This window comes from Albimonas pacifica (assembly GCF_900113695.1).
GTDB classification, from domain to species: Bacteria; Pseudomonadota; Alphaproteobacteria; order Rhodobacterales; family Rhodobacteraceae; genus Albimonas; species Albimonas pacifica.
On the sequence record NZ_FOQH01000002.1, the window covers coordinates 275,145 to 301,460 of the forward strand.

20 protein-coding genes are annotated in these 26,316 nt (G+C 74.8%); 9 read left to right on the forward strand and 11 right to left on the reverse strand.

Going from position 1 to position 26,316, the window contains the following annotated elements; genetic code table 11:
* Window positions 1-111: 111 nt before the first annotated feature.
* The 6 genes from BM064_RS04065 to BM064_RS04090 all read right to left on the reverse strand — a co-directional run bounded on the left by BM064_RS04065 (window position 112) and on the right by BM064_RS04090 (window position 6,901).
* A complete protein-coding gene (locus tag BM064_RS04065) occupies window positions 112-609 on the reverse strand; it encodes a hypothetical protein (protein ID WP_245779047.1) in 498 nt (165 codons plus the stop codon).
* Between the two features lies 1 nt (window position 610).
* Window positions 611-1,870: an agmatinase family protein gene (locus tag BM064_RS04070; protein WP_092858140.1), complete on the reverse strand. Its 1,260-nt coding sequence runs from the start codon at window positions 1,868-1,870 to the stop codon at window positions 611-613.
* Complete coding sequence (locus BM064_RS04075) at window positions 1,854-2,660, reverse strand: ABC transporter ATP-binding protein (RefSeq protein ID WP_092858142.1); 807 nt, start codon at window positions 2,658-2,660, stop codon at window positions 1,854-1,856. The genes BM064_RS04070 and BM064_RS04075 overlap by 17 nt, the downstream gene beginning before the upstream one ends.
* Window positions 2,657-3,469 (reverse strand): ABC transporter permease, encoded by an 813-nt coding sequence (locus BM064_RS04080; RefSeq protein WP_092858144.1) that lies wholly within the window; start codon window positions 3,467-3,469, stop codon window positions 2,657-2,659. The genes BM064_RS04075 and BM064_RS04080 overlap by 4 nt, the downstream gene beginning before the upstream one ends.
* A gap of 303 nt (window positions 3,470-3,772) precedes the next feature.
* On the reverse strand, window positions 3,773-4,873 hold the full coding sequence (locus BM064_RS04085) for a putative urea ABC transporter substrate-binding protein (RefSeq protein ID WP_092858146.1): 1,101 nt from the start codon (window positions 4,871-4,873) through the stop codon (window positions 3,773-3,775).
* A 402-nt stretch (window positions 4,874-5,275) separates the two neighbouring features.
* Window positions 5,276-6,901 carry a peroxidase family protein gene (locus BM064_RS04090; RefSeq protein WP_143103252.1) on the reverse strand — a complete coding sequence of 542 codons (1,626 nt, stop codon included), beginning with the start codon at window positions 6,899-6,901 and terminating at the stop codon, window positions 5,276-5,278.
* Window positions 6,902-7,315: 414 nt separating this feature from the next.
* Between BM064_RS04090 and BM064_RS04095 the strand changes: the two genes are divergently transcribed.
* The 6 genes from BM064_RS04095 to BM064_RS04120 all read left to right on the forward strand — a co-directional run bounded on the left by BM064_RS04095 (window position 7,316) and on the right by BM064_RS04120 (window position 14,703).
* Entirely contained in the window at window positions 7,316-7,822 is a 507-nt protein-coding gene (locus tag BM064_RS04095) for a hypothetical protein (RefSeq protein ID WP_092858150.1), read from the forward strand.
* A gap of 219 nt (window positions 7,823-8,041) precedes the next feature.
* A complete protein-coding gene (greA, locus tag BM064_RS04100) occupies window positions 8,042-8,512 on the forward strand; it encodes a transcription elongation factor GreA (protein WP_092858152.1) in 471 nt (156 codons plus the stop codon).
* A gap of 213 nt (window positions 8,513-8,725) precedes the next feature.
* The gene (locus tag BM064_RS27345) at window positions 8,726-10,099 is read left to right on the forward strand and encodes a hypothetical protein (RefSeq protein ID WP_092858154.1); all 1,374 of its coding nucleotides are present in this window, start codon (window positions 8,726-8,728) and stop codon (window positions 10,097-10,099) included.
* Between the two features lie 288 nt (window positions 10,100-10,387).
* Entirely contained in the window at window positions 10,388-11,449 is a 1,062-nt protein-coding gene (locus BM064_RS04110; RefSeq protein WP_245779048.1) for a DUF6635 family protein, read from the forward strand.
* Window positions 11,450-11,660: 211 nt separating this feature from the next.
* Window positions 11,661-13,826: an acetate--CoA ligase family protein gene (locus BM064_RS04115; protein ID WP_092858156.1), complete on the forward strand. Its 2,166-nt coding sequence runs from the start codon at window positions 11,661-11,663 to the stop codon at window positions 13,824-13,826.
* Between the two features lies 1 nt (window position 13,827).
* Window positions 13,828-14,703: an NAD(P)-dependent oxidoreductase gene (locus BM064_RS04120; RefSeq protein ID WP_092858158.1), complete on the forward strand. Its 876-nt coding sequence runs from the start codon at window positions 13,828-13,830 to the stop codon at window positions 14,701-14,703.
* A gap of 482 nt (window positions 14,704-15,185) precedes the next feature.
* Here the strand turns inward: BM064_RS04120 and BM064_RS04125 are convergent, their stop codons facing one another.
* The 4 genes from BM064_RS04125 to BM064_RS04140 form a co-directional block, all read right to left on the reverse strand.
* Complete coding sequence (locus BM064_RS04125) at window positions 15,186-15,977, reverse strand: anti-sigma factor (protein WP_092858160.1); 792 nt, start codon at window positions 15,975-15,977, stop codon at window positions 15,186-15,188.
* Window positions 15,961-16,518 carry a sigma-70 family RNA polymerase sigma factor gene (locus BM064_RS04130; RefSeq protein ID WP_218160946.1) on the reverse strand — a complete coding sequence of 186 codons (558 nt, stop codon included), beginning with the start codon at window positions 16,516-16,518 and terminating at the stop codon, window positions 15,961-15,963. Before BM064_RS04130 ends, BM064_RS04125 begins: the two co-directional genes overlap by 17 nt.
* Before the next feature lie 100 nt (window positions 16,519-16,618).
* Complete coding sequence (locus tag BM064_RS04135) at window positions 16,619-17,455, reverse strand: transporter (protein ID WP_218160947.1); 837 nt, start codon at window positions 17,453-17,455, stop codon at window positions 16,619-16,621.
* 181 nt (window positions 17,456-17,636) lie between these two features.
* Complete coding sequence (locus BM064_RS04140; protein ID WP_218160948.1) at window positions 17,637-19,292, reverse strand: GMC family oxidoreductase; 1,656 nt, start codon at window positions 19,290-19,292, stop codon at window positions 17,637-17,639.
* 152 nt (window positions 19,293-19,444) lie between these two features.
* Between BM064_RS04140 and BM064_RS04145 the strand changes: the two genes are divergently transcribed.
* Complete coding sequence (locus BM064_RS04145; RefSeq protein WP_177236138.1) at window positions 19,445-20,707, forward strand: YcaO-like family protein; 1,263 nt, start codon at window positions 19,445-19,447, stop codon at window positions 20,705-20,707.
* Between the two features lie 20 nt (window positions 20,708-20,727).
* Complete coding sequence (locus BM064_RS04150; protein ID WP_143103253.1) at window positions 20,728-22,875, forward strand: BTAD domain-containing putative transcriptional regulator; 2,148 nt, start codon at window positions 20,728-20,730, stop codon at window positions 22,873-22,875.
* Between the two features lie 93 nt (window positions 22,876-22,968).
* Here the strand turns inward: BM064_RS04150 and BM064_RS04155 are convergent, their stop codons facing one another.
* Window positions 22,969-23,559 (reverse strand): thymidine kinase, encoded by a 591-nt coding sequence (locus BM064_RS04155; RefSeq protein WP_092858166.1) that lies wholly within the window; start codon window positions 23,557-23,559, stop codon window positions 22,969-22,971.
* A 273-nt stretch (window positions 23,560-23,832) separates the two neighbouring features.
* Between BM064_RS04155 and BM064_RS04160 the strand changes: the two genes are divergently transcribed.
* Complete coding sequence (locus tag BM064_RS04160; protein WP_092858168.1) at window positions 23,833-26,136, forward strand: adenosylcobalamin-dependent ribonucleoside-diphosphate reductase; 2,304 nt, start codon at window positions 23,833-23,835, stop codon at window positions 26,134-26,136.
* Window positions 26,137-26,316 lie beyond the last annotated feature (180 nt).

Here is a 26,316-nt window from a genome sequence, read left to right on the forward strand (position 1 = left end):
GTGCGTCTAGCCGAGCGCGCGCGGGGTTTCAAGGCGCAGACGCGCAGGAAGTCGAGGCAGGGACGCCGCAGGGGGCCGCCGCCCGCGCAGGGGCGGCGGCCGGGCGCCGCGTCAGGGCGCGTCGCGGGCCGCCAGGAAGCCGCGCAGGTCCACCACGCGCCTGGCGTTCAGCGAGACGTAGACGAAGCCGAGGTTGGTGCGCTCGGCGATCATCTCGCCCGGGTAGGGCAGGTAGCTGAGCTCGCGCGAGCCGAAGGAGGGGCTGGCGGCGCCCACCTGCCACTCGGTCGTCAGGGTCACGTCGACCAGCTTCAGGGGCGGGCCGCCGGCCTCGTCGGCGATCTCCAGGGGGACGCCGGCGATGCGAAGGTAGGCGGCCTTGTCGCGGGCCTCGCGGAAGCCGTCGACGAACTGGGCGGTCAGGACCTGCAGCTCGGCCGCGCGGTCGCCCGGGTCCATGTGGCTGTGCAGGTGGTCGGCGTGGGCGTGGTTGTGGCCGTGACCATGGGGGTGGTCATGCCCGTGGGAATGCCCGTGCCCGTGCCCGAGCCCGTGCCCATGCCGATGCCCATGTCCGTGCTCATGGTCGTGCATGTGGTCGTGGGGCATTTCAGCGGCTCCCGGCGGGGCGGCCCCAGCGCTTGCCGTGGGTGGCCTCGGACCACTCGCCCATCGGCAGGCTGACGGGCTTGTCGATGTGCTTCTTGTGGGCGCCCAGCTTGCCGCCCGCGACCAGCGAGCCCAGCACGTCCACGATCACCCGCGTGCCCATCAGCGCGGTGATGTCGGAGGTGTCGTAGGGGGGCGAGACCTCGACCAGCTCCATGCCGCAGATGCCTTCGGCGGCGACCTTGGAGGCCAGGGCGAGGGCCTCGCGCGGCAGGAACCCGCCGGGCTCGGGCCAGCCGGTGCCGGGGACGAAGCCGCAGTCGATGCTGTCGATGTCGAAGGACATGTAGACCATGTCGACGCCGTCCCAGGCCATCTCCAGCGCCATCTCGGCGGTGCGGTCGACGCCCATCCGCTCCATGTCGGACATGGTGATGATGTTGGTCTCGCGCTCGCGGGCGACCTTCACCGCCTCGCGCGGGACCTGCCAGCCGCCGATGCCGACCTGGACGAGGTTCTTCGCCGGCACGTTGGGCAGGTTGGTCGAGTGGAACCAGGGCGTGGTGTGCATCCGCTCGTCCAGGTCCTTCTCCTGGATGTCGGCGTGGCGGTCGAAGTGGACGATGCCGATCTTCTTCGAGGTGCACTCGGCGATGCCGCGCACGCAGGGGAAGCCGATGGAGTGGTCGCCGCCGATCATGATCGGCAGAGAGCCGGAGGAGAACACGTGGGAGACGGCGCGGCTGATCTGGTCGAAGGATTTCTCGAGGTTGGCCGGGATGGTGAACACGTCGCCCGCGTCGCAGAGCGTCATCTGCTCGCGCAGGTCGATGGCCATCTCGTAGTTGTAGGGCGTGTAGAGGGCGGAGATTTTTCGAACGCCCTGGGGGCCGAAGCGCGTCCCCGGTCGATACGTCGTGCCGCCGTCGAAGGGGATGCCCAGCACCGTCGCGTCATAGTTGCCGACTTCGGTCACATCCTCGGTGTAGGGGGCCTTCAGGAAGGTGTTGATGCCGGCGTAGTGGGGCAGCTCGCCGCGGGCGAAGGTGGGGATCGAGCGGTCCTCGATCGAATCCGCGCCGGTCAGGCCCATGCGCAGGGCCCAGGCCTTCTCCTTCTCCCATTCCGTGCCGGGGATGTCGGCCTCGGCCCGCATCGCCTTCCAGCCCTGCAGCTTGGAGAGGTCGGGGTGGTGCATCCGGCGACGGTCGGGGAGCAGGGCTGCGGAGATGCGGCGGCGGGGTTCAGACCTGGGGAACATGGTCGTCCTCTTGGGCTTGCGAGGTCGGGGTCTCGGCGAAAGGGCGGTTCTGGAAGGGGATGCCGCCGTCCCGCGCGTCGAAGTCGTAGGTGATCGTGGCGCCCCAGGCCTCGGGCTCGATGGGGTCCCAGCGGGGCTTGTCGAAGACCAGGACACGGTCGCCGAGCTTGAAGGCTTCTTCGAGGTCGTGGCTGACCATGAACACCGTCATGTTGGTCTCGGCGCGCAGGTCCTGGAGGAAGGCGTGCATGGCGAGGCGCGTTCCGGGGTCGAGCGCGCCGAAGGGCTCGTCCAGCAGCAGCACGCGGGGCCGGCCGGCGAGCGCCTGGGCGATGGCGAGGCGCTGCTGCATGCCGCCGGAGAGCGAGGCGGGGTACTGGTCGGCGACATGGGCGAGGCCGATGCGTTCCAGGGCGGCGTCGGCGCGTTTCGCGGCCTCGCGCCGGCGGGCGCCGAAGAAGCGGGGGAGGAGGCCCGCGCGCTCGCCGCCCAGCTCCTCGGCCGCGATCAGGTTGCCGCGGACCGTCATGTGGGGGAACACCGAGTAGCGCTGGAAGACCACGCCGCGGTCGCGGTCGGGCTCCTGCGCGGGGGGGCGGCCCTCGATGGAGATCGACCCGCGGGTCGGGCGCTCCTGCGCCAGCAGCAGGCGCAGGAAGGTGGACTTGCCGCAGCCCGAGGCGCCGACGATGGAGACGAATTCGCCCTCGGCGACCTCCAGGTTCACGCGCTCCAGGATCGGGCGTTTGCCGTAGGACTGGAAGATGTCGGAGACCGTGACGAAACTCATGTGGCGGGCCCCGCCCAGGGGAAGGCGCGCCGATGGAGCTGGCGCAGGCCGAGGTCCATCAGGAAGGCGAGCAGGGTGATCCAGATCACGTAGGGGATGATCACGTCCATCGCGAAATAGCGGCGCACGAGGAAGATGCGGTAGCCCAGCCCCTCGGTCGAGGCGATGGCCTCGGCGGCGATCAGGAACAGCCAGGCGGGGCCCAGCGACAGGCGCAGGGCGCCGATCAGGCGGGGCAGGACCTGGGGCAGGGCGACCCGGGTGATTATGGCCCAGGTCGAGGCGCCCAGCGTCTGGGCCTTCACGATCATCTCCTCGGGGATCTCGGCGGTGCGCTGGGCGATGTCGCGGATCAGCACCGGGGCGATGCCGATGGCGATCAGCGCGACCTTGGAGACCTCGCCGAGGCCGAAGACGATGAACAGGATCGGCAGGATCGCCAGCGGCGGGATCAGCGAGATCACCGAGACGAAGGGCGCGAGCGTCGTGCGGATGCCGGGGATCAGCCCGATCAGCAGGCCGAAGACCAGGCCCATGGACGCCGATATCAAGGCCCCCTCCGCCAGCCGGATCAGGGAGGCGGAGGTGTCGAGCCACAGCAGCACGTCGCCCGAGCGGCGGTCGGCCTCGGTCGCGAGGCTGAGCGCGGTGTCGAGGATCTGCGCGGGCGCGGGCAGCAGCTTGTCGGCCGGGTTGGCGGCGCGGCGCAGGTCGGAGGCGATCACGTAACCCAGCACCGCCAGCGCGAAGGGCAGGGCGGCGAGGCCGAAGGCGACGAGGCGCCCGGGGCGTCGGTTGATCCAGCGCATGCTCATGCCTCCCCCCGAGGGGACGCGGAGCGGCCGGCGCAAGGCGCCCCATGCGGCGCTCGCGCCTCGCCGCGCAGGGCCGCGCGTGCGGCAGGCGGCGGGAAGAGGCCCCGGGTCAGGCCCGGGGCGCCCCGGGGCGGGCGTCGTCGCGGCGTCCGCAGGTCGGTCGCCGGCGGGGGCGCCTCGGCGCAGGGCGCGCGCGTGGCGCCGCGGTTTCCGGAACCGGCTGGCATGGGCCTCTCCCGCTGCGAGGGATCGAGAGGGGGGAGGCCGGGCGCGGCCTCCCCGTCGTCGCTGGCGTCGTCAGAGGAGGCCGTCGGCCGCCATCTTCATGTACTCGACCGAGTAGCGGAACTTCACGTTCCCCTCGTCGCCGGTGACCTGGCCCGAGGGATAGGCCACGCCGACGAAGTCGGGCGAGGGCGCGCCGGTCCCCAGGATGCCCTTGTCGAACAGGAACTGGGCCACGTAGGTCATGGTCTCGGCGAGCTTGGGGTCCTCGACGAAGGCCACCGCCTCGGACGGCTCGTAGAACATCGCGGTCGAGTCGAGCTGCGCCTCGTAGCCGGCCTGGTCGGTGCCCGAGGCCTCGCCCATCGCGGCGCGGGCGGCGGCGCCCTCCTCGGTGTCGGAGGACATCAACGCCATCGTCTCGTACCACGCGCCCACGACCGCCTTGCCGAAGGCGGGGTTGGCCTCGAGCACTTCGGTGTTCACCGCCAGCAGGTCGATGATCTCGCCGGGGATGTCGGAGCTGTCGGCGACGTTCACCGCGTCGCCCATCTCGAGGATCGTCGAGACCAGCGGATTCCAGGTCACCACCGCCTCGACGTCCGAGGTCTGCCAGGCGGCGACCATGTCGGCGTCGGAGGTGTTGATCACCGCGCCCAGGTCCCGCTCGGCCAGCCCCGCCTTCTCCAGCGCGCGGGCGAGCAGGTAGTGGGAGACCGAAAGTTCCACCAGGTTCACCGGCTTGCCGGCGAGGTCCTCGACCGTGGCGCCCTCGCCCTTCACCAGGATCGCGTCGTTGCCGTTGGAATAGTCGCCCACGATCAGCGCGGTGGTGTCCACGCCGCCGCCCGCGGGGATCGAGAGCGTGTCCATGTTGGTGGCCGAGACGCCGTCGAAGGCGCCGGCGGTATATTGGTTGATCGACTCGATGTAGTCGTTGATCTGCACGATCTCGACGGTGATGCCGTATTTCTCGGCCCACTTGTCCATGATCCCGTGGTCGGCCATGTAGCCCCACGGCATCCAGCCCACGTAGATCGACCAGGCGATCGAGAACTCGGTCTTCGCCTGCGCCAGCGCCGGAGTTCCGGCGGAGAGGGCCAGCACGCCGGCCGCGGCGAGCGCGAGGGCCTTGGATCCCCTGCGCGGGGCGGTCTTGCGGATAAGGGTCATCTCGGGTCCTTCCGGCGGTCCCGTCCACGGAGGCTGCGGCCCGCCCGCGCGGACGGGACCCAGCGCACGCGTTGCGGACCGTCGCAGTGGCCTCCCGGGCTTTTCTCCCGCCGTGTACCCCCGCCGCTGCCGCGGAGGGGCGACGCCTCTCGGACCAGCGCCGCCCCGCTCCCGCCCGGAGGGGACGGGGAGCGCGGCGGACGGAACCCTAGGCGTCCTGCGCAAGGACCAGAATGCAGGCGACGTGCCATGCGGGCAAGGCGAAGGTTTCCCGGTCCTGGGCGCCTTTGGAACGGGCGCGGCGGCGCCCGGCGCCCGGAAATGCGGCGCCCGGGCGCCCAGGAATGCGGCGACGGCGGCCCGGGAGGGCGGCGACGGCGGCCCGGGAGGGCGGGGCGGCGGTCAGAGCAGCTCGGCCGCCTCCAGCAGCGCCTCGAACCCGTCGACGACGCGGCCGCCGGGGCGGACGCCGTCCTCGGGCGACCAGGGCAGGCCCTGGCGGCCGCGGCGGCGCCAGATCGAGTCCGGGTCGGTCGCGATCATGCCGATGATCGATTCCGCCAGGATCGCGCTGCCGAGCTGGCCCAGCCCCCGCCCGTCGCGCTGCACCTCCGCCTCGCGCAGGATGTAAAACCACAGGGGCGTGCGCTCCTCGAACCCGTCGCGGACCGCCTCGCCGGTGTGGCCCCCCAGCAGCCCCTGGCGCGAGAGCGGGCGCACGAGGTCGACGTAGACCATGTTCAGCTCCGCCGCGCAGGCCTGCGCGGGGGGCAGGTTCAGCGCGTGGCCCTTGCGCAGCGTCGCCAGCGCCAGGTCGCGGAACAGGGGGGCGTGACGCTCGTCGGGGGCGATGTGGGTGCCGATGGCGCGCGCGCCGCGCGGCCCGCCGGCGCGCGGCTCGACCGCCAGCCGCGACCAGTTCGCCGTCCGGTCCGCGGGCAGCCGGTCGCCGGCGATCCCCGCGCCGGTCGCGCGCCGCTGCAGCGCCAGGCCCGCGCGCGGGTGGAAGCGGTTCAGCGGCGCCTCGGCCGGGATCATCGGCAGGCGGAAGCGCGCGGCGGCGGCCCACCACTCCAGCGGCGCCGGCTGGCGGCGCTGGCCGGGCGCGCGCACGCCGTTGCGCATCTCGACGTAGAAGGGCGCCCCCGCCCGGCGCACCCGCGCCAGCACCGCGGGATCGCACAGCCGCGGCAGCCAGCGGTTCAGCGCCAGCCACTGCACGTGGCGGCGCACCTCGCGCCGGGCGGTCTCGAACAGCGCGCCGGGCGCCACGTCGCCGCGGTCGGCCAGCTCGTCCACCACCCGGTTGTGGAACCGCGCCAGCGCCACCTGCAGCTGGGCCAGCAGCACGTGGCCGTCGTTGCGCAGGTCCCCGGTCAGGGCGCGCGCCGGATTGACCGCGCCGTCGCGCAGGAAGCTGCGGCGCAGGCGCAGGCGCGGGGGCAGGGCCATGATCTCCGCCTCCGAGATCCCCGTCTCCGCGTCGCCGCCGAGCGCGAGCCCCAGCCGGGGCAGGTCCGCCCCGCGGTCGGCGGGCCTCGCCACCCGCCCCCGCCCGGAGGGCGCCGGGGCCACGAGGCGCAGCCGCGCCTCCGCCCCCGGCTCGCGCATCAGGCGGGCGATGCGCCCGGCGAGCGGCCCCTCGGCCGCGTCGACGCCGTAGAGGCTCTCGAGGTCCAGCGTTCCGTCGCGCAGGTTGACCAGCGAGCGTTCGACCTCCGCCCGCGCGCGCGGGCGCACGGGCGCGGATTCGGGAGAGCGCCCGGAGGTGGTGCGCAGGTCGCTCGCCGCCGTCAGGTCGTGCTCGAGGAACTGGCCGAACAGCGGCACGATCAGCGGCAGGTCCGAGGCCGCCCGGCGGGGGTCGCACTCGTCCTCCGACATCGCCTGGGCGAGCGCGGCCAGGCGCGCCTCGGCGTCGGGATCGTCGGGCGCGTCCTCGGCCCAGCGGAACAGGTAGCCGAAGGAGGCGCCCGGCGCCTCGCGCGCGCGGCGCGCCGTGCGCCGCACGTCCTGGGCGGCGGCCATGCGCCCGTCGGGCCCGTCGTCGAATGCGGCCTCGGCCGGCGCGGCGGCGCCGGATCCCGAAGCGCCGGCGGCGCCCCCGCCGTGCGCCGACAGGGGGTCTGCGCCGCGTCCGCGGCCCATGGAGTAGATCACGTCGTCACCCTTCCCGCGCCCGCCGGGCCGCGTCCCCGGGGCGGGGCGCGGCCCCGCGCTCCCTCGCGCGGCCCGTTCGCTCTGAAATCGTGAACAGGTCCTTAACGGAGCGAGCGCGAATTCAACGTGAATCGCTCCCGACGATTCGCGGCCAAGTGGGTCCAACCTTTCCGGGATCGACGATTCACGAACGCTTCGCGCCGTAGGCCCGAGCCTTTCCCCTGCGGGCGATCGGGGCTCGCGCAGCGGCCAAGGCCGCGCAGAACAAGGGAAATTCACGACATGACCAACGCCGTCGACACGATCCGCGTTCCCGGCCAGTTCGCCGCCGTCGCCTCCCTCGCCGCGCTTGCGCGCAAGCCCTCCCGGCTCGCGCCCGCGCCGGTCGCGCCCGACCACATGTTCACCATCGCCCCCGACTCGATGGAGGCGTTCGGGGGCCTGGTGAAGACCTGGGCGAAGTCGCCCGAGACGGCGCCGGTGGGCCGGCACTCGGTCGAGAGCTTCGCCGCGATCCTCGACGCCCACGGCATCGACTACACCCTGCCGACCCGCGCCGGCTGCGCGCTGCGCGAGGTCAACGTCTCGCTGGCCGAGGCCGGGGTGCTGGAGCTGCGGGTGCCCGCCAAGGCGATGATCGAGGCCTCCGAGCGGATGCTGGCCGAGAGCGAGTACCCCCTGCCGTCCTACTGCGCGGACGTGTTCCCCGGCGCCGCGCCCGAGATCGACGACAACCTCGAGCTGCACCGCAAGCGCGTCGCCGACTACTGCATCCTGAACTGCGCCTGAGGGGCGCGCGCGACCCCGCCGGACCCGGCGCCGCCGCGTCGGGTCCCGGCCGCCGCGCACGGCATCTTGAAACCCCTGCCGCCCGCCCATAGTCTTCCCTCACAGCAGCCGCGCCGCGCACAGGCGCGGCTGCGTCGCGTTTCAGGGGCGGCGGGACACTCTTCCCCCGGCGCCCGGAACGCAGCTCTGCAAGTCCCGACCCGGAGGAGGGCGAGGCATATGGACAAGGTGCCGATGACGGCCCGCGGCTTCGCCGCGCTGGACGCCGAACTGAAGACGCTCAAGAGCCAGGAACGCCCGGCCGTGATCCGCGCGATCGCCGAGGCGCGCGAGCATGGCGACCTGTCCGAGAACGCCGAGTATCATTCGGCGCGCGAGCGTCAGTCGTTCATCGAGGGCCGGATCCAGGAGATCGAGGGCCTGATCTCGCGCGCCGACGTCATCGACCCGTCCAAGCTCTCGGGCGCCATCAAGTTCGGCGCCACCGTGACCCTCGTCGACGAGGACACGGACGAGGAGAAGACCTACCAGATCGTCGGCGAGACCGAGGCGGACATCGCCAAGGGCCTGCTGAACCTGAAGTCGCCCCTCGCCCGCGCCCTGATCGGCAAGGAGGAGGGCGACAGCGTCGAGGTGATGACCCCCGGCGGCGGCAAGGCCTACGAGGTGCTCAAGGTCGCGTTCCTCTGACGCCGCCCGGCGCCGGCCCGGCCGGCGCCCCCGCGCCCCCCGGCGGGGCGGGACGGACGGCGCAGCGCACGACCCCGCGCCGGCCCGCCCGGCGCAGCGCACGACCCCGCGCCGGCCCGCCGGCGCATCGCACGACCCGCGCCGGCCCGCCCGGCGCCTGCGGGAGGCGCCCCCGGCCCCCCGCCGATCCCCGAAGCCGCGGAGGATCCGCGCATGGCCGCCGACGGCCTGTCCCGAGACGAGACCGAGACGGGCGACGCCCGATCCGCCGCCGCGCGCGCCCGCGCCGCCGCCGCCGACGAGGCGCTGGGCCTCGCGCCCGGCGGCCGCCCCGGCCTGCCGCTGGGCCGGGCGCTGGGCGGCATCGCCCTGTGGCTGGGCGCCGAGACCGGCCTCGCCTGGGTCCTGACCCGCCTGACGCCGCCCTGGGGACCGGTCGCGCCGGCCGAGGCCGCCGCCGCGGCGCTCGCCGTCACCGCGCCCGTCGCCGGCCTGCTGATCTGGGCGAGCCTCGCGCGCCGCGCCGCCGCCGCCGAGGCCCGGGTCGAGGCGATGGCCCGCGCCCAGGCCCGGGCCGCGGCCGCCGCCGCCGCGGCGCCCCGCCCGGCCGCCTCCGAGGGCCTGAGCCGCGCCGACCTGACCCACGCCGTCGCCCATGCCGCGCGCGACGCGCTGGACGGCGAACGCTCGGCCATCGCCCGGCGCATCGCCGAGCTGGCCGAGGCCCAGCGGCGTCTCGAGGCGGCGATCGTGCGCCTCGGCGCCCCGCTCGCCGCCCCCGCGACGCCGCCCGCCGCGCCGCAGCCGCTTCGCGAGGCCGCGCCCGCCGCTTCGCCCGCTCCTTCGGCCCCGGCCGCGCCTGCGCCCGCCGCTTCGGCCCCCGCCGCGCCCGCGCCCTCCGCCCCGCCGCCCTCGGCCCCGCCGCCTGCGCCCGTCGCGGCGCCGGTTCCCGCGCCCGCGCGCGCGGAAGAGGAGCCGGGCCTGCCGCTGGAGCCGCCCGCTGCGCAGCCGGCGCGCGCGCCGGGCGCGATCCCCGCCTCGCCGCAGCCGGCCGCCGCGGCGGACCCGCAGGGCTCCTTGCCGCTCGCGGCCGAGGCGGCGCCGGCCGACGCCGGGCGCGACTGGGGGCAGGTGGCGCTGGCGCTCGACTTCCCGCGGGACGAGCGCGACGACGCCGGCTGGGCCGCGCTCGCCGTCGCCGCCAAGGACCGCCCCATCGCCGAGCTGCTGCAGGCGGCCGAGGACGCGCTGACCCTGCTCGCCCAGCACGGGGTCTATATGGAGGACCTCTCGGTCCGCCTCGCGCCGCCGGCCCTGTGGACCCGCTTCGCGCAGGGCGAGCGGGGGCCGGCGCTGGCCTCGGTCGGCGGCGTCGACGACCCGGAGACGGTCGAGAACGTGCGCCGGATGATGAAGGCCGACCCGGTGTTCCGCGACACGGCCATGCACCTGATGCGCCGCTTCGACGGGGTGCTGCGCCGCGCGGCCTGCGAGCCGAAGGGCGTGGACCGCCTGCTGCAGCTCGCCGACAGCCGCACGGGCCGGGCCTTCATGCTCGTCGCCCAGGCCGTCGGCGCCTTCGACTGAGCCCCCCGGGCCGGGGCCGCGGCATCTTCGCTGGCGCCCGGGCCCGTCTCCGCGCCTCCTGCGCAGCCGACGAGGCCCGCGCGCCCCGCGCCCCCGCCCGGGCCGGCATCCGCGCCGCCGCCAGGGCCTCCGGGGCGCGCCCGCGCCTGTCGGCGGCCGGGCCGCCCCCGGCGCGCGGCCCGCTTCCGTCGCGCGGATGCCGGCGCGGCGCCGCTTCCGCCGGCCGCGCCCTGCGCTACATCCATAGGCGCCCCGCAGCCGCCGCGGGGCTGACCCGCGGACGAGGCGATGGCCCCCCAGGACGACCCTTCGCACCCCCCCGTTCCCGCCGCCGAGGCGGAGGCCCGCGCCCCCGACCCCGCCGCTCAGGCGGAGGCCCGGGCCCCCGATCCCGCCGCCGAGGCGGAAGCGCGCCGCCTCGTCGCCGAGGCGGCCCGCGCCTATTTCGAAGAGCGGCGCGCACGCATCGAGGGCTTCGTGGACCGCACCTACCGCTTCCGCGGCTCGCTCGCCCTGCACCGGCACGCGATCGGCTGGGACCTCGCCCGTGCGCCCGCCAACCTGGCGCTGGCCCCCGCCGCGGCGCTGACCCGGCTGGGCGCCTCCGCCGCCCGGCGCGCCGGGGCCCGGGGGGCGGGCGACTGGCTGGCGCGCCGCCGGCTGATCCTGCGCACCCAGGTCGCGCGCGAGGTCGAGCGCCGCGTGGTGGTGGAGCTGCTGGAGCTGCCCTGGCGCGACCCCGACGCGCCCGGCGCCCGGGTCGAGGGCCGCGACGCGCTCGCCGAGGCGATCCTGACCTCGCCCCGGCTCGAGGCCCTGGCCCGCCTGCGCGACCCCGACGCCTCGCCCCGCTTCCGCGCCTCGGAGACGCTGAGCGAATACGCCGGCGTCCGCTCGGCCGCGGCCGAGATCGCCACGGGGATCGCCACGCTCGGCGCCGGGGCGGCGGCCTTCCAGCAGCTCACCCCCGGCGCGATCTCGCTGGGCCCGGCGCTGGCGGCGGCGCTGGCGCAGCAGGCGGCGGTCTCGGCCTTTCCGCTGGGGGCGACGGCGGGCTCGGTCTGGTACGGGTTCTTCCCGGCCGCCGCCTCGCCCGCGCTGGTGGCCGGCGCCACCGCCGGCATGGCCGCCGTGGGCGCCGTCGCCGCCGCCTTCGCAGGCGTGGTCGCGGACCCGGTGCAGGCCCGCTTCGGCATCCACCAGCGCCGCCTGAGGCGCCTGATCGACGCGCTGGAGCAGGAGTTCCTGGAGGGCGAGGGCCCGGGCTTCGCGGCGCGCGAGCACTACGCCGCCCGGATCATGGACGTGGTCGACATGGGCCTCGGCGTCGCGCGCCACCTGCGCGCCTGACCGGCCCCCGGCGCCTGGCTCCGCTCCCCTGACGTGCACGGCGCCCGCAAGGCGCCTTGCGTCCCGGAGCGTCCCGCAACATCCTGCCGGGCGGCAGGTGAGGCCCCGCGCCCCCTGACTCGACAACGAAGGCCCGGAGCGCCCCCCCTGCGCATCCGGCTCGGCCCCGGGAGGACCCCATGACCCATCTTCACCCCGCGCGAGGCCGCGGATGAGCGCCGGCGGACGTCTCTACAAGGCTTCGGAGCTGCAGCGGCTGCTGGCGCCGAAGTCGATCGCCATCGTCGGCGCCTCGACCCGCGAGGGCTCCTTCGGGATGCTGACGCATCGCAACCTGCACCGCTTCGCAGGCCCGGTCTGGACGGTGAACCCGCGCTACGAGGAGCTCTACGGCGCGCCCTGCTTCCCCTCGGTGCGCGACCTGCCGGGCGTGCCCGACTGCGTGGTCCTCGTGACCCCCCGCGACGCGGTGCGCGGCGTGCTGGAGGAATGCGCCGACATCGGCGCCGGCGGCGTGCTGGTCTTCGCCTCGGGCTTCGGCGAGATGGGCGAGAAGGGCAAGGCGCTGGAGCGGGAGAACGCGCTGCTGGCGCATCGCGCCGGAATGCCCCTGATCGGCCCCAACGCGCTGGGCTTCATCAACTATTCCAACGGCGGCGCGGTGACGTTCCACCCCCCGCTCGACTTCGAGAAGGGCTTCGACGCCCCGCCCGAGCAGCGCCGCGTGGGCATCGTCGCCCAGTCCGGCGCGCTGGGCTTCTCGCTGACGCAGGGGATGCGGCGGGGGCAGTTCTTCTCCCACGCGCTGGCCTGCGGGAACTCGTCGGACGTCGACGTCGCCGACTGCGTGGCCTTCATGGCCGAGGACCCCGAGGCGAAGGCCATCGCCGTGATCCTCGAGGGCGCGCCGGCCCCCGACCGCTTCGAGGCCGCGATCAAGCAGGCCGCCGCCGCCGGCAAGGCGACGGTGGTGTGCAAGATGGCCAAGGGCGAGAAGGGCGCGGCCGCGGCCGCCTCCCACACCGGCTCGCTGGCCGGCGCGCACGACGCCTACCGCTCGATGGTCGAGCGGGCGGGCGGAGTCTTCGTCGAGGAGCTGGAGGCGCTGGTCGAGACCGCGCGGCTCTTCGCCAAGGCCCCCGCGCCGAAGGCCGAGGGGACCTGCATCGTGTGCACCTCCGGCGGCGCGGGCGTGTTCCTGACCGACGCCTGCGAGGACGCGGGCGTGCCCCTGCCGCAGCCCTCTCCCGAGGTGGAGAAGGTGCTCAAGGCCCGGATCCCCGAGTTCGGCTCGGCCGCCAACCCGGTGGACGTGACCGCGCAGGTGGTCTCCGACCGCCAGAGCCTGGTGGATTGCCTCGAGGCGGTGCTGGACCAGGACGACTACGGCTCGCTGGTGGTGCCGCATCCGATCGCCATCGAGACCTCGATCCCCCGCATCCAGCTGATGGGCGAGCTGGGCCGGCGCGCCGGCAAGCCGGTGATCGTGCCCTGGATGAGCGCGGCGCTCGAGGGCCCGGGCCTGCTGGAGGCGGAGGCCTCCGACAGCATCGTCGTCTTCCACAACGTGCGCCACTGCATGGAGGGCGTCGCCGCCTGGAGCCGCTGGCACAAGCGCCGGATCGAGCCGGTGGAGAAGCCCCGCCTGACCGAACGCTCCGAGGGGCTGGCGGCCCATATCGCCGCCTCCGCCGGCGGCGCGGTGACCGAGCGGGAGGCGAAGGCGATCCTGGCGGGCTACGGCGTGCCGGTGATCGAGGAGAAGGCCGCGGCCACGGCGCAGGAGGCGGGGCGGCTCGCCGCCTCGCTGGGCTTCCCGGTGGTGATGAAGATCGACAGTCCCGACATCGCCCACAAGACGGAAGCCGGGGGCATCGCGCTGAACCTCGGCTCGGCGGAGGCGGTGGCGGCGGAGTTCGACGCCATGCTCGCGCGGGTGAAGTCCCACGCGCCCAAGGCCCGGATCGAGGGCGTGCTGGTGCAGCGCATGGCGCCCAGGGGCGTCGAGATCGTGGTCGGCGCCCGCCGCGACCCGGCCTTCGGGCCGCTGGTGGTGGTGGGCCTGGGCGGCGTGCTGGTCGAGCTGATGAAGGACTCGGTCGCGGCCCCCGCCCCGGTCACCCCGCACGAGGCGATGGACATGCTGGCCCGGCTGCGGGGCGCCGCGATCCTCGACGGGTTCCGCGACCTGCCGGCGGTGGACCGCGGCCGGCTCGCCGAGATCGTGGCGCGGGTGTCGGAGTTCGCCGCCGACGCCGGCACGGCGCTGGAGGAGCTCGACGTCAACCCGCTGATCTGCCGGGGCGACGACATCGTGGCGGTGGACGCCCTGATCATCCCCGCCGCGGCCGCCGAGCCCGCGCGGAAGGCCGGCTGAGATGGCGGTCTTCGGCTTCATCGGCCTGGGCGTGATGGGCGAGCCCATCTGCCGCAACATCCTGACGAAAAGCGGGTGGGAGGGGGTGGTCTTCGACCTCTCCCCCGACCCGGTCGCGCGGCTGGTCGCGGACGGCGCGCGCGCCGCCGCCTCGGTCGCCGAGGTGGTGGCGGCCGCGGACGTGATCTTCCTGTCGCTGCCCGGCGGACCCCAGGTCGAGGCGGTGGTCGCCGGCCCCGGCGGGGTGCTGGAGACGATCCGCGCGGGCCAGATCCTGGTCGACACCTCCACCGCCCCGGTCGGTCTGACCCGGGAGCTGGCGGCGAAGGTCGAGGCGAAGGGCGCGCGCATGGCCGACGCGCCCGTCGCGCGCACCCGGCAGGCGGCGATCGAGGGCACGCTCTCGATCATGGTCGGGGCGGAGCCGGATCTGTTCGCCCGCATCGAGCCGCTGCTGCGCTGCGCCGCCTCGGACGTCACGCTCTGCGGCGGGATCGGCTGCGGGCAGGTGGTCAAGATCGTCAACAACATGGTGCTGTTCGAGACGGTGGTGGCCCTGTCGGAGGCGCTGGCGCTGGGCGAGGGGGCGGGGGTGGACCGAACGCTGCTGTTCGAGACGCTGTCCAAGGGCTCCGCCGACAGTTTCGCGCTGCGCAACCACGGGCTGAAGGCGATGATCCCCGACACGTTCCCGACCGGGGCCTTCCCGACGGATTATGCGCTCAAGGACGTCTCCTACGCCCTAGACCTCGCCCGCCAGACCGGCGTCCACGCCGAGGGGGCGGAGCTGGCCGAGGCGCGGATGAAGGCGGCGAAGGCGGCGGGCTTCGGGGCCGAGTATTTCCCCGTCCTCGCCCGCGCCATCGCCCGGCGCTGAGCCTCCGTGCGGCCCGGTTCCGGGCCGCGCGGATCCGCCCCGGCGGCGATTGTGAAAATTTTCTGGACGGGCCGAAACCCGTTCATCTTCGCCCCGTAACTGACCCCCGAGACAGACGATCCGCGGCGGAGCTCCGCTGCGCCGACGGATCTGCGCGCGCCGGGTCCGGACGGGGGCGGCGCGTGCGGAACGGCGCGCGCGCGATCCCTCGCGGCGTGCGCCCGGGGGCCGGCGCGAGTGGGACGCCGGCCCCTGTCAGAGGCGGCGGATCGCTGGGGAGCTCCGTCGCCGACGGCGGCCGTCTTTCGTCGCGGCCGGGGCGTTTCCCGCCCCCGGCCGCCCCCCGAAGACGGGGACGGCCGTCGTCTCGCCCCCCTCCCGCCGATCGCTGCGCGACGCGGCCCCGGCGGTCCGCCGGGGCCGCGCGCCGGCCGCAGGGCCGGTGCGGGCCTGCCGGCGGCGGCGCGCAGCGGGGGGCGGGGCTAGTCGGCGCGGATCAGCTCGCCCGTGAACACCACGTCGCCGGTCGGCTGGCCGGTGGGCGAGCCGCCCTCGGGCTCCACCGAGACCGCGAGGACCGAGCCTTCGACCGGCCCGTCGAGCGTCTCCAGCGCCACCTCTCCGCCCTGGCCCAGCAGGCCCAGCGAAACCGGCTGCGCGCGGCCGCCGCCGACGGCCCACATCTCGTAGACGCGGCCCTCGGGCGGGGGCGTCGGGCGCAGCGGGCGCAGGCTGAGCGTGCCGGCGGCGAGGTCGACCTCGGCCACGAAGGCGGGCGCGTCGCCGCCCGGCTGCAGCACCGCGACCCAGGTCCCGGCCTGCGCCGGCGGGCCGTCGGCGACCGGGCCGGGGGCGGGGCGCGGATCGAAGGGCAGGGCGCCCGGCGGCACGATCAGAAGCGCCAGCATCGCCGCCGCCGCGAGGCCCGCGACCGCCGTGGTTCCGCGCCAGTAGCGAAGCCGCTGGCGCAGGTCGATCACGTCCGCGTCGCGCGGGGGCGCCGCGCGGGATGCGCCCGAGGCGCCGCCCGGCAGGCGCGCCTCGATCGCGGGCCAGACCCAGGCGGGGGGGATCGCGGGGCGCGCCTCGGCGGCGAGTTCGGCCAGCGGCGCGAGGCGGCCCTCCCAGGCGCGCACGGTCCCGGCGAAGGCCGGGTCCGCGGCCATCCGGGCGACGGCTGCGCGGCGCGCGTCGGCGTCGAGCGTGCCCAGCACGTACTCGGCCGCCTCTCCTGCCGCGTCGGGCGCGTCGATCTCGTCAGGCGGGTTCGCCATCGAGGCATCCTTTCAGCGCCGACAAGGCCCGGCGCAGGCGCGTCTTCACCGTGTTGACCGGCATCGCGAAGCGCTCGCCCAGCTCCTCCCGGCTCAGCCCGTAGAGGTAGCCCAGCAGCACCATGCGCCGGTCGTCCGTCTTCAAGCCTTCCAGGCAGGCGCGCAGCGTCAGGGACGTGGCCTGGTCCAGCCCCGCCGCGGCGGCGAGGCCGGGGCCGTCGTCGGGCTCCAGCTCCTCGGAGGCGGCCGAGACCCGTTCGGCCTGCAGCCGGACCGCGTCGATGGTCCGGTTGCGCGCGATCGCCGCCATCCAGGCGATGGCCGAGGCGCGCGCGGGGTCGAAGCGATGGGCGTTCCGCCAGATCTTGAGGTAGCTCTCCTGCAGCAGCTCCGCGGCGAGGTCGGGACGTCTGCAGATACGCAGGATCACCCCGTGGAGTTTCGCCGAGGTGCGCCGGTAAAGCTCGGCGAAGGCCGGCCGGTCGCCCTCGGCCGTGGCGGCGATCAGGCCCGCCAGGTCCATGGTCTCGATGTCGCTCATGCGTGGTTCCCGCTCGCTCCCGTCCCGTCCGGGACCGCCTCCGCCCCGGGGCAAGGTGACCGCCCGGCGGCGAAGGTCAAGCCGCCGCGGCGCCTGACGTTCAGCGCGGGAACAGGAGGATGACGTTGAAGCGCACGCCGACCCCCTCCGGTCCGCCGCGCGGCGACTCGGCCCACCAGCGCGCGCCGAGGCCGAACTGCACCTTCTGGTCGCCGATCGTGGTCAGCTGGTTGACGCCCACGTTGATCGGCACGGCCCATTGCCCGGTGGTCCAGTCGTAGGTCGCCTCGGTGTTGAGGAAGGCCGAGGCGGCGCTGGGCCAGGTGTAGTTGACGAAGGGCTGCACGAAGCTCGCGTTCACCTCGTCGCGCCCGCCCTCGCCGGCCACCGACCAGATGTGGTTGGCGAGCGCGCCCACCGTCCAGGGCCCGAACTGCTTGAGGACCACGGCCGTCGGCCCCAGCCCGAACTTGCCCGCCCCCAGCGCGTCGTCGGTGGCGGTGGGGATCAGCGCCACCGGCCCCACCCCCCAGATCAGCCCCGAGGCGGTGGACTTCGGCGACACGAACAGGCTCTGCACCACGTCGCCCAGGCCGAACTGGTCGGTTCCCGGCACGACGTCGTCCTGCCAGGCCACCGGCAGGATGGTGCGCGAGATCAGGTTCCAGTCCTCGTTGAGGTCGATGGGCACCACGGGCTGTATGTTGACGAAGGCCTTCTGGCCGTCCTGCGGCCCGTAGCCCCCGTCCCAGTTGAACTGGAAGGGAACCGAGATCAGGCTGGCGACCGGGTTGGCGAGCTTCTTGGCGAGCTCCTCGGCGCTTTCCTGCGCCGCGGCGGGCGCGGCCGCGGACAGCGTCGCGGCGAGACCGGCGGCGAGCGCCGCGGCGCCTCGCCGGCTGGGAAACGGCTGCGGGCGGAACGAGGCGGTCGGCATGGCGGGGCTCCGGTTGCGCTGCGGGGCGGGGTGGCCCCTCGCGAACGATGGCGCCGAACCGGGCCCGCGCGCAACGGCCGGTTGCACGCGCCGCGGGGTCCGGTCCCGCTCCGGGTGCGACGCGGCGCAGTCCACCCGCGGCGCAGTCCGCCCGCGGCCCGCCCGCCGCGGCCCGTCCGCCTCAGGCCGCCCGGGCGCCGGCGCGGGCGGCGGCCTTGATCAGGTCCGCGGCCTTCTCGGCGATCATCACCGTGGGCGAGTTGGTGTTGCCCGAGGTGATCGTGGGCATGATCGAGGCGTCCACCACCCGCAGCCCCTCGACCCCGCGCACCCGCAGCTCGGGATCCACCACCGAGGCCGGGTCCGGCCCCATCCGGCAGGTGCCCACGGGATGGAAGATGGTCGAGGCGACGCGGCCGGCCGCCTCGGCCAGCTCGGCGTCCGTCTCCCATTGCGGGCCGGGCTTGAACTCCTCGGGGCGGTAGCGGGCGAGGGGGGCCTGGGCGACGATGCGCCGGGTCAGGCGGATCGCGGCGGCGGCGACGCGCCGGTCGCCCTCGGTCGACAGGTAATTGGGCGCGATGGCGGGATGCGCGCGCGGGTCGGGGGATTTCAGGCTCACGCGCCCCCGGCTCTCGGGGCGCAGGTGGCACACGGAGGCGGTGAAGGCGTCGAACGGGTGCAGCGGCTCGCCGAAGGCCTCCAGCGTCAGGGGCTGGACGTGGTATTCCAGGTCCGGCGTCGCGACGTCCGGCCCCGAGCGGGCGAAGGCCGCGAGCTGGCTGGGCGCCATCGACATCGGCCCCGAGCGCTTGAGCACGTATTCCAGCGCGATCTTCGCCTTGCCCAGCAGCGTCGCCGAGGTGGTGTTGAGCGTCGGCACCCCGGTCACCTTGTAGGCGCAGCGGATCTGCAGGTGGTCCTGCAGGTTCGCCCCCACGCCCGGCAAATCGACCCGCGTCTCGATCCTGTGGTCCTGCAGCAGCGCGCCGGGGCCCACGCCCGAGAGCTGGAGCAGGTGCGGCGAGCCGATGGCGCCGGAGGCGAGGATCACCTCGCCCCGCGCCGCGGCGCGCTTCAGCGGCGCGTCGGCCTCCTTGCCATGGCGGAATTCGACGCCGGTGCAGCGCGCGCCCTCGAAGGTCAGCCGCTCGGCCTGGGCGTGGGTCATCACGGTCAGGTTGGGGCGCTTCATGGCGGGGCGCAGGAAGCCGGTGGCCGCGCTCCACCGCCAGCCGCCCTTCTGGTTCACCTTGAAATAGCCCACGCCCTCGTTGTCGCCGCGGTTGAAGTCGTCGGTCTCGGGCAGGCCGGCCTCGACCGCGGCGGCCTTGAACGCCTCGAGCACGTCCCATTTCAGGCGCTGGGTCTCGACCCGCCACTCGCCGCCCGCGCCGTGCATCTCGTCGGCGCCCAGGGCGTAGTCCTCTGACTTCTTGAAGTAGGGCAGCACGTCGTCCCAGCCCCAGCCGGGATTGCCGAGCTGGCGCCAGTGGTCGTAGTCCGCCGACTGCCCGCGCAGGTAGAGCATGCCGTTGATCGACGAGCAGCCGCCCAGCACCCGGCCGCGGGGATAGCCCAGCACGCGCCCGTTCAGGCCGGGCTCCGCCTCGGTCCGGAAGCCCCAGTCGGCGCGGGGGTCGCCCATGCAGTAGAGGTAGCCGACGGGCACCTTGAACCAGATCCAGTCGTCGCTCCCCCCCGCCTCCAGCAGCAGGACCGAGCGCGAGGGATCCTGGCTCAGGCGGTTGGCGAGCACGCAGCCGGCGGTGCCGGCTCCCACGATCACGTAGTCGAACTCGCCCACGGTCTCGGCGGCGGCGCTGTCGGACGGCATCCCGTTTCTCCCTGTCTGGCGCGGATCGTGGGGGGCGCCGCGCGGCGCGAATACTGGTCGCGCCGGGCGCGCGCTTCAAGACGTTGCGGAATCCGCCCGCGCAACCCATGCTTGAACATCGTCGCCCCAAGAGATTGTCCGCGGAGCCTTGCATGACCGTCGCCCCGCCGCATTCCGCCGCGGAGGCGGGACCCGGCCCGAGCGCCGGCGCGTCCCCGCCCGAGGATCCCGCCCTGCGCCTGCGCCGGGCGGCCGAGGACATGGACTGGGTGATGCGCTTCCCGCTGGCCACCGCGCCGGGGCTGGTCTTCGTCGGCGCCCGCTCCACCCCCGCCCGGCTGGTCGAGGGGGCGGACCCCGCCCTCTCGGGCAGCCACGCCGGCGGGGCCGAGACCCAGGCCGCCGCCTTCGCCGCCTGCCTGGGCGAGGCCTCCGAGTTCCTCTCCCAGTTCGAGCGTCCGGGCGACCTGCTGCCTCCGGACCATGGGCTGGAGGTGGTCGAGAGCGGCCTCGACTGGACCCCGCCCACCCCCGATCACGTCCGCGCCCTGCGCCTGCACGACGGGGCGGAGGTCGCCGTCTCCGCCGACCGCTGCCTGCGCCGGACGGGGCGGGGCGCGGCCGCCGAGCCGCCGGTGCGCCTCGGCCTCGGCTGCGCCGCCGGGCGGACCGAGGCGGAGGCGCGCCTGCGCGCGGTGCTGGAGCTGGTCGAGCGCGACGCCGCCGCCCTGTGGTGGCGGGGCGGCGCGCCGCCGCGGCCGCTCGATCCCTGCGACCCCGCGCTCGCCCCCGCCTTCGCCCGCATCGCCGGCTGGCGGGGGGAGGAGACGGGCCGCGCGATGATCTTCGCGGACCTGACCACCGACCTCGGCGTTCCCGTCGCGGCCGTCCTCGCGCTCGACCCGGACCCCGAGGCCGCGAGCCCGGCCCTGACCGTCGGCGTCGCCGCCCGGCCGGCGATGTCGGAGGCGGTCCTGTCGGCCGCGCGCGAGGCGATCCAGGGCGAGCTGGCCCTGACCCTGCTGGCCGAACGTCTCGCCCACCATGGCGAGGGCGTGCTGACCGAGGGCGACCGCGCCCTGCTGGCGCGCGCCGAGCTGGACCCGGCGCGGGACCCGCGGCTCGCCCCCCGCGGGCGTCCGCGCCGCCGGCCGGCTGCGGAAGCGGACGCCATGCAAGGGAAAGATGAACAAATTTTGCACCTGATGGTTGAACAGATGGCCGCGCGTCAGCATCATGTCGTCTGCGTGACGCTGACTCGCGACCGGCCCGGATTGCCCGTGGTCTGGGCGATGGCGCCGACGCTCCAGCCCGACCCGTCGGCGCTGGAGACGCCCCGGCTCCGCGCGGCCGTCTCGCGGCACGCCGCGATCCCGGGGGGGCTGCGCCCCCCGCGGGAGCCGTCGCTTTGGTGACCGAAGGGGGTCCGCTCGCCTTGAACGTCCTGCTCCATCCCCCCGCCGCCGCCGAGGCCGCCCGCCTGCAGATCCGGATGCTGGGCGCGCCGGCGCTGATGTTCGAGGGGCGCTCGCTGCGCGTCGTGAACCGCAAGCTTTTGTGCATGCTGGGCTATCTGGCGCTGGACGAGGGCCGCTCGGACTCGCGCGAGCGGCTGGTGGGCCTGCTGTGGTCGGAATCGGACGAGAAGCACGCCCGCGGCTCCCTGCGCCAGGTGGTCACCGCCCTGCGCCGGATCACCGGCGAGCTCGGCTTCGAGGGGTTCGAGACCGACCGCTCCCACGTCACGCTCGATCCCGCGCGGTTCCGCGCCGACGTCACGGACGTGCTCGACCAGCTCGGCCCCGACCGCATCCACCCGCTGCTGCTGGCGACCGAGGACCTGCCCCAGACCCTGATGGCGGGCTGCGAGGACGTCGATCCCGCCTTCGCCGGCTGGCTGCTGGTGCGCCGCGAGACGCTGCGCAACCAGATCCAGCAGGGGCTGATGAGCGCGCTGGAGCAGGCCGCCCCCGACGGGCGGGCGGAGCGGGAGCTGGCCCGCGCGCTGCTGCGCCTCGACCCCACCCAGGAGCTCGCCGCCCGCCGGCTGATGGAGAACCTCGCCCGCGGCGGCGACGTGCCGGGCGCGCTGACGGTCTACAACGCCCTGTGGGACGTGCTGGGCGACGAGCACGACATCGAGCCGGCCGAGCCGACCCGCGACCTCGTCGCCCGGATCAAGAACGGCGAGGTGCCCGAGCCGGGCGCGGGCCTGGGGCCGGGGGCGCGGATCCTCGCCGCCGCGGGGACCCGCAGCCGGGAGGCGCCCGCGCCCCGCGAGGGGCGGCCGGGGGAGGTCGCGCCGGGCGAGCCGCGCCCGAGCGAGGCCCGCCGCCGCCTTCTGGCGCCGCCGCGCCTGCCGCCGCTGCTGGTGGTCGCCCGCTTCGAGCTGCGCGGCGAGGACGCCGACGCGCAGATGATGCTCGACGGGTTCCGCCATTCCCTGATCGGCTCGCTGGTGCGGTTCCGCGAATGGCAGGTGGCCGAGAGCGACGCCCCCGTCGCCCGCGCCGAGGGGCCCGACGCCCCCGCCCGCAGCCGTTTCGGCATCCGCGCCACCGCCGAGAAGCTGGGGGCGGAGGGGCTGCGCGTGGCGCTGACCATCCGCGACCTCGACAGCGGCGTGTTCGTCTGGTCGCAGTCCTTCGCCCTGACCTACGAGACCTGGACCCTGCGCCAGGAGGAGCTGCTGCGCCACGCCACCATCGCGCTGAACGTGAACCTCTCGGCCGATCGCCTGCGGCGCACCGCGCACCTGCCCGAGATCACCGCCTCGCTCCACGACCTGTGGCTGCGGGGGCAGAGCCTGATCCTGCAGTTCAACGCCGCCTCCTGGGAGGAGGCCGACAAGCTGCTGACCGAGGTGACCGAGCTCGCGCCCGAGTTCGCGCCCGCCTTCAGCTCGCGCGTGCAGCTGGGCAACACCTCGCATATCTCGCGGCCGGGGGTGTATCGCTCCGAGGCGCTGCACGCGCGCACGCTGGAGCTGGCGCAGAAGGCGGTGGCGCTGGATCCGCTCGACAGCCGGGCGCAGTTGGCGCTGGGCTGGGCGCTGGCCTACAACCACCGCTGGGAGCACGCGCTGATGAACTTCGAGCTGGCGCGCGAGCTCAACGGCCACGATCCCTGGACGATGACCTCGGTGGCGCAGGCCTGGGCGGTGGCGGGGCGGCACGGCGACGCCATGGACCTCGCCGGCCAGGCGCTGGAGGCGACGCCGCTGCCCAATCACACCCGCTGGGGCTACCACGCCGCCATCCGCTTCTTCGCTGGCGACTACGAGGGCGCGCTGGAGGCGGCGCGGATCGCGGGCGACACCCACCCCAACAACGGCGGCTGGCGGGCGGCCTCGCTCGCGCATCTCGGCCGCACGGCCGAGGCCAGGGCCGAGGCGCGCAAGCTGCTCGAGGTGCTGTCGCAGCGCTGGTGGGGCGACGTGCCCGCCACGCCGCGCAACATGGCCCGCTGGGTTCTGCAGGTGTTCCCGTGGCGCCAGGACCTGGAGTGGAAGCGCCTGCGCGACGGGCTGCGCATCGCCGGCCTGCCGGTCGCCAAGCTGCCGATGCGCGACGTCGGCCCCTAGGGCCGGGGGCAGGGGGGCGCCCGGGTCCGGCCCCCCCGGGCCGTCAGGCCCGACGCGTCGGGCCGGAAGGCCGTCGCGCGGGGCAGGGGGCGCTCAGCCCTCCGGGCCTTCGCCCACCGCCTCGCGCCAGTGCCGCCGGCAGAGCGAGAGGTAGCGGTCGTTGCCGCCGATCTCGACCTGCGCGCCCTCGGTGACCGCCTTGCCGTCGGGGCCGACGCGGGCGACCATCGTCGCCTTGCGCCCGCAATGGCAGATGGTGCGCACCTCGCGCAGGCTGTCGGCGAGCGCCAGCAGCGCGGCCGAGCCGGGGAACAGCTCGCCCCGGAAGTCCACCCGCAGCCCGTAGGCCATCACCGGCACGCCCAGGTCGTCGGCGGCCCAGGCGAGCTGCCTGACCTGGATCGGCTCGAGGAACTGCGCCTCGTCGACCAGCACGCAGGCGAGCGGGCCGTCGGCCAGACGGTCGCGGATCCGGGCGAAGAGGTCGTCGCCGGGGACGTAGGTCTCGGCCTCCGATCCGATGCCGATGCGCGAGCCGATGCGCCCCTCGCCCGCCCGCTGGTCGAGGCGGGCGGTCAGCAGCAGGGTGCGCATCCCCCGTTCGCGGTAGTTGTGCGACGCCTGCAGCAGCAGCGTCGACTTGCCCGCGTTCATCGTCGAGTAGTTGAAGTAGAGCTTGGCCATGGCCCGGTCTTATCGACCGGCGGCGCGGCGGCGGCAAGGGGCCGGCGCGGGCGGCCCTCGCGGCGGCTGCGCCGCCGCATCGCCCCGCCCGGCCGTCCCCCTCGCGGGGCTGCGCCCCGGGGCGGCGCGCCGGCGGGGCGAACGGGGGCGGGCAGGCGGGAGAGGGCAGGCGGGGGGCGGGATCTTCCAGCCGTCCGCCTTGCCGGCGGCGCCCCTTCGAATTACCCTCGCCCCTCCCCATATCTGGTGGACCCCAGCGCGCGGAGGCCCAGCATGTCCGGTTTCGACGCCCCGATCGCCGAGCAGATCTGGGACATGAAGTACCGGTTCAAGACCCCGGACGGCGAGCCGATCGACGCCGATGTCGAGGCGAGCTGGTCGCGCGTCGCGCGCGCGCTCGCGGCCCAGGAGGCCGACCCCGCCGCCTGGACCCCCCGTTTCGAGGCGGCGCTGCGCGACTTCCGCTTCCTGCCGGCGGGCCGGATCCTGGCCGGCGCGGGCACCGGGCGATCCGTCACCCTCTTCAACTGCTTCGTCATGGGCACGATCCCCGACGACCTCGGCGGCATCTTCGAGGCGCTGAAGGAGGCCGCCCTGACCATGCAGCAGGGGGGCGGGATCGGCTACGACTTCTCGACCATCCGGCCCAAGGGCGCCTCGGTGGCGGGCGTCGGCGCGGACGCCTCCGGCCCGCTGAGCTTCATGGACGTGTGGGATTCGATGTGCCGCACGATCATGTCGGCCGGCGCGAGGCGCGGCGCGATGATGGCGACGCTGCGCTGCGACCACCCCGACGTCGAGGCCTTCGTCGAGGCCAAGAAGGACCCCGCGCGGCTGCGCAACTTCAACCTCTCGATCCTGGTCACCGACGCCTTCATGGAGGCGGTGGCCCGGGACGCCGACTGGCCCCTGGTCTTCGAGGGCCGCACCTACCGCACCCTGCGCGCGCGCGAGCTGTGGGACCGGATCATGCGCGCCACCTACGACTACGCCGAGCCCGGCGTGATCTTCATCGACCGGATCAACCGGCTGAACAACCTCGCCTATGCCGAGACGATCTCCGCCACCAACCCCTGCGGGGAGCAGCCGCTGCCCCCCTACGGCGCCTGCCTGCTGGGATCGATCAACCTCGCCCGCCTGGTGCGCGAGCCCTTCGCGCCGGGCGCCCATATCGACGAGGCCGAGCTCTCCGAGCTGGTGGGCGTCGCGGTGCGGATGATGGACGACGTGGTCGACGCCTCCCGCTTCCCGCTGCCCCAGCAGGCGGCCGAGGCGCAGGCCAAGCGGCGCATCGGGCTGGGCGTCACCGGGCTCGCGGACGCGCTGCTGATGACCGGCCTGCGCTACGGCTCCGACGAGGCCGTCGCCCAGACCTCCGCCTGGATGAAGGCGCTGGCGCGGGCGGCCTATTTCGCCTCGGTCGAGCTGGCGAAGGAAAAGGGCGCCTTCCCCCTCTTCGACACTGAAAAATTCTGCGCCTCGCCCTCGGTGCAGGCGCTGGGCGAGGACGTGGTCGAGGCGGTGCGCGCGCACGGCATCCGCAACGCGCTGCTGACCTCGATCGCGCCCACGGGGACCATCAGCCTTTACGCCGGCAACGTCTCCTCGGGCATCGAGCCGGTCTTCGCCTTCGCCTACACCCGCAAGGTGCTGCAGCGCGACGGCACGCGGACCGAGGAGGAGGTCGTCGACCAGGCCCTCGCCCTCTGGCGCGAGCTGCACGGCGACGCCCCCTGGCCCGAGCATTTCGTCGACGCCCAGACCCTGACCCCCGCCGACCACGTCCGCATGCAGGCGGCGGCGCAGGCGTGGGTCGACAGCTCGATCTCCAAGACCATCAACGTGCCCGAGGACATCTCCTTCGAGGCCTTCAAGGACGTCTACCTCGAGGCCTGGCGCACGGGCTGCAAGGGCTGCACGACCTACCGGCCGAACGCGGTGACGGGCTCGGTGCTGACCGTCTCGGCCCCGGCGCCCGAGACCGCGGCCTCCCCGCCCGAAGAGGCCGGGCGCCGCCCCGCCGACCTCTCCGCCGCGCGCGACGGCGAGGTGGTGTGGATGCACGAGCCGCTCGACCGCCCCGAGGCGCTGGAGGGCCGCACCTACAAGATCACCTGGCCGGATTCGGCCCATGCGATCTACATCACGCTCAACGACGTGGTGGTGGGCGGCCGGCGGCGTCCGTTCGAGGTGTTCATCAACTCCAAGAACATGGAGCACTACGCCTGGACGGTGGCGCTGACGCGGATGATCTCGGCCGTGTTCCGCCGCGGCGGCGACGTGAGCTTCGTGGTCGAGGAGCTGAAGGCCGTCTTCGACCCCCGCGGCGGCGCCTGGATGGAGGGGCGCTACGTCCCCTCGATCCTGGCCGCCATCGGAGGCGTGATCGAGAAGCACATGATCCAGACCGGCTTCCTGGAGGGGGAGGGCCTGGCCCTGAAGACCGACCCCCAGGCCCGCGCCGTCGCCGTCGGCGAGGCCCCCGGCGCCGTCTGCCCCAGCTGCGGCGAATACGCGATGCAGATGATGGAGGGCTGCGAGACCTGCCTGTCCTGCGGCTACTCGAAGTGCGGGTGATCGACCGGCGGGCCGTGTCGTAACGGCCTCCATGAATTGACCTTCGCCCCGGGCTTTCGACCGTTCCGGCAACCGAAAGGCCGCCACCGGCCGAAGCGAGGGGCTTCGCGGGGCCTGGAGGCGGCGCGTGCTCCCCCTCGCCGAGCGTTCGGGACGCAGGCGCGCGGCGGCCGCCGATGC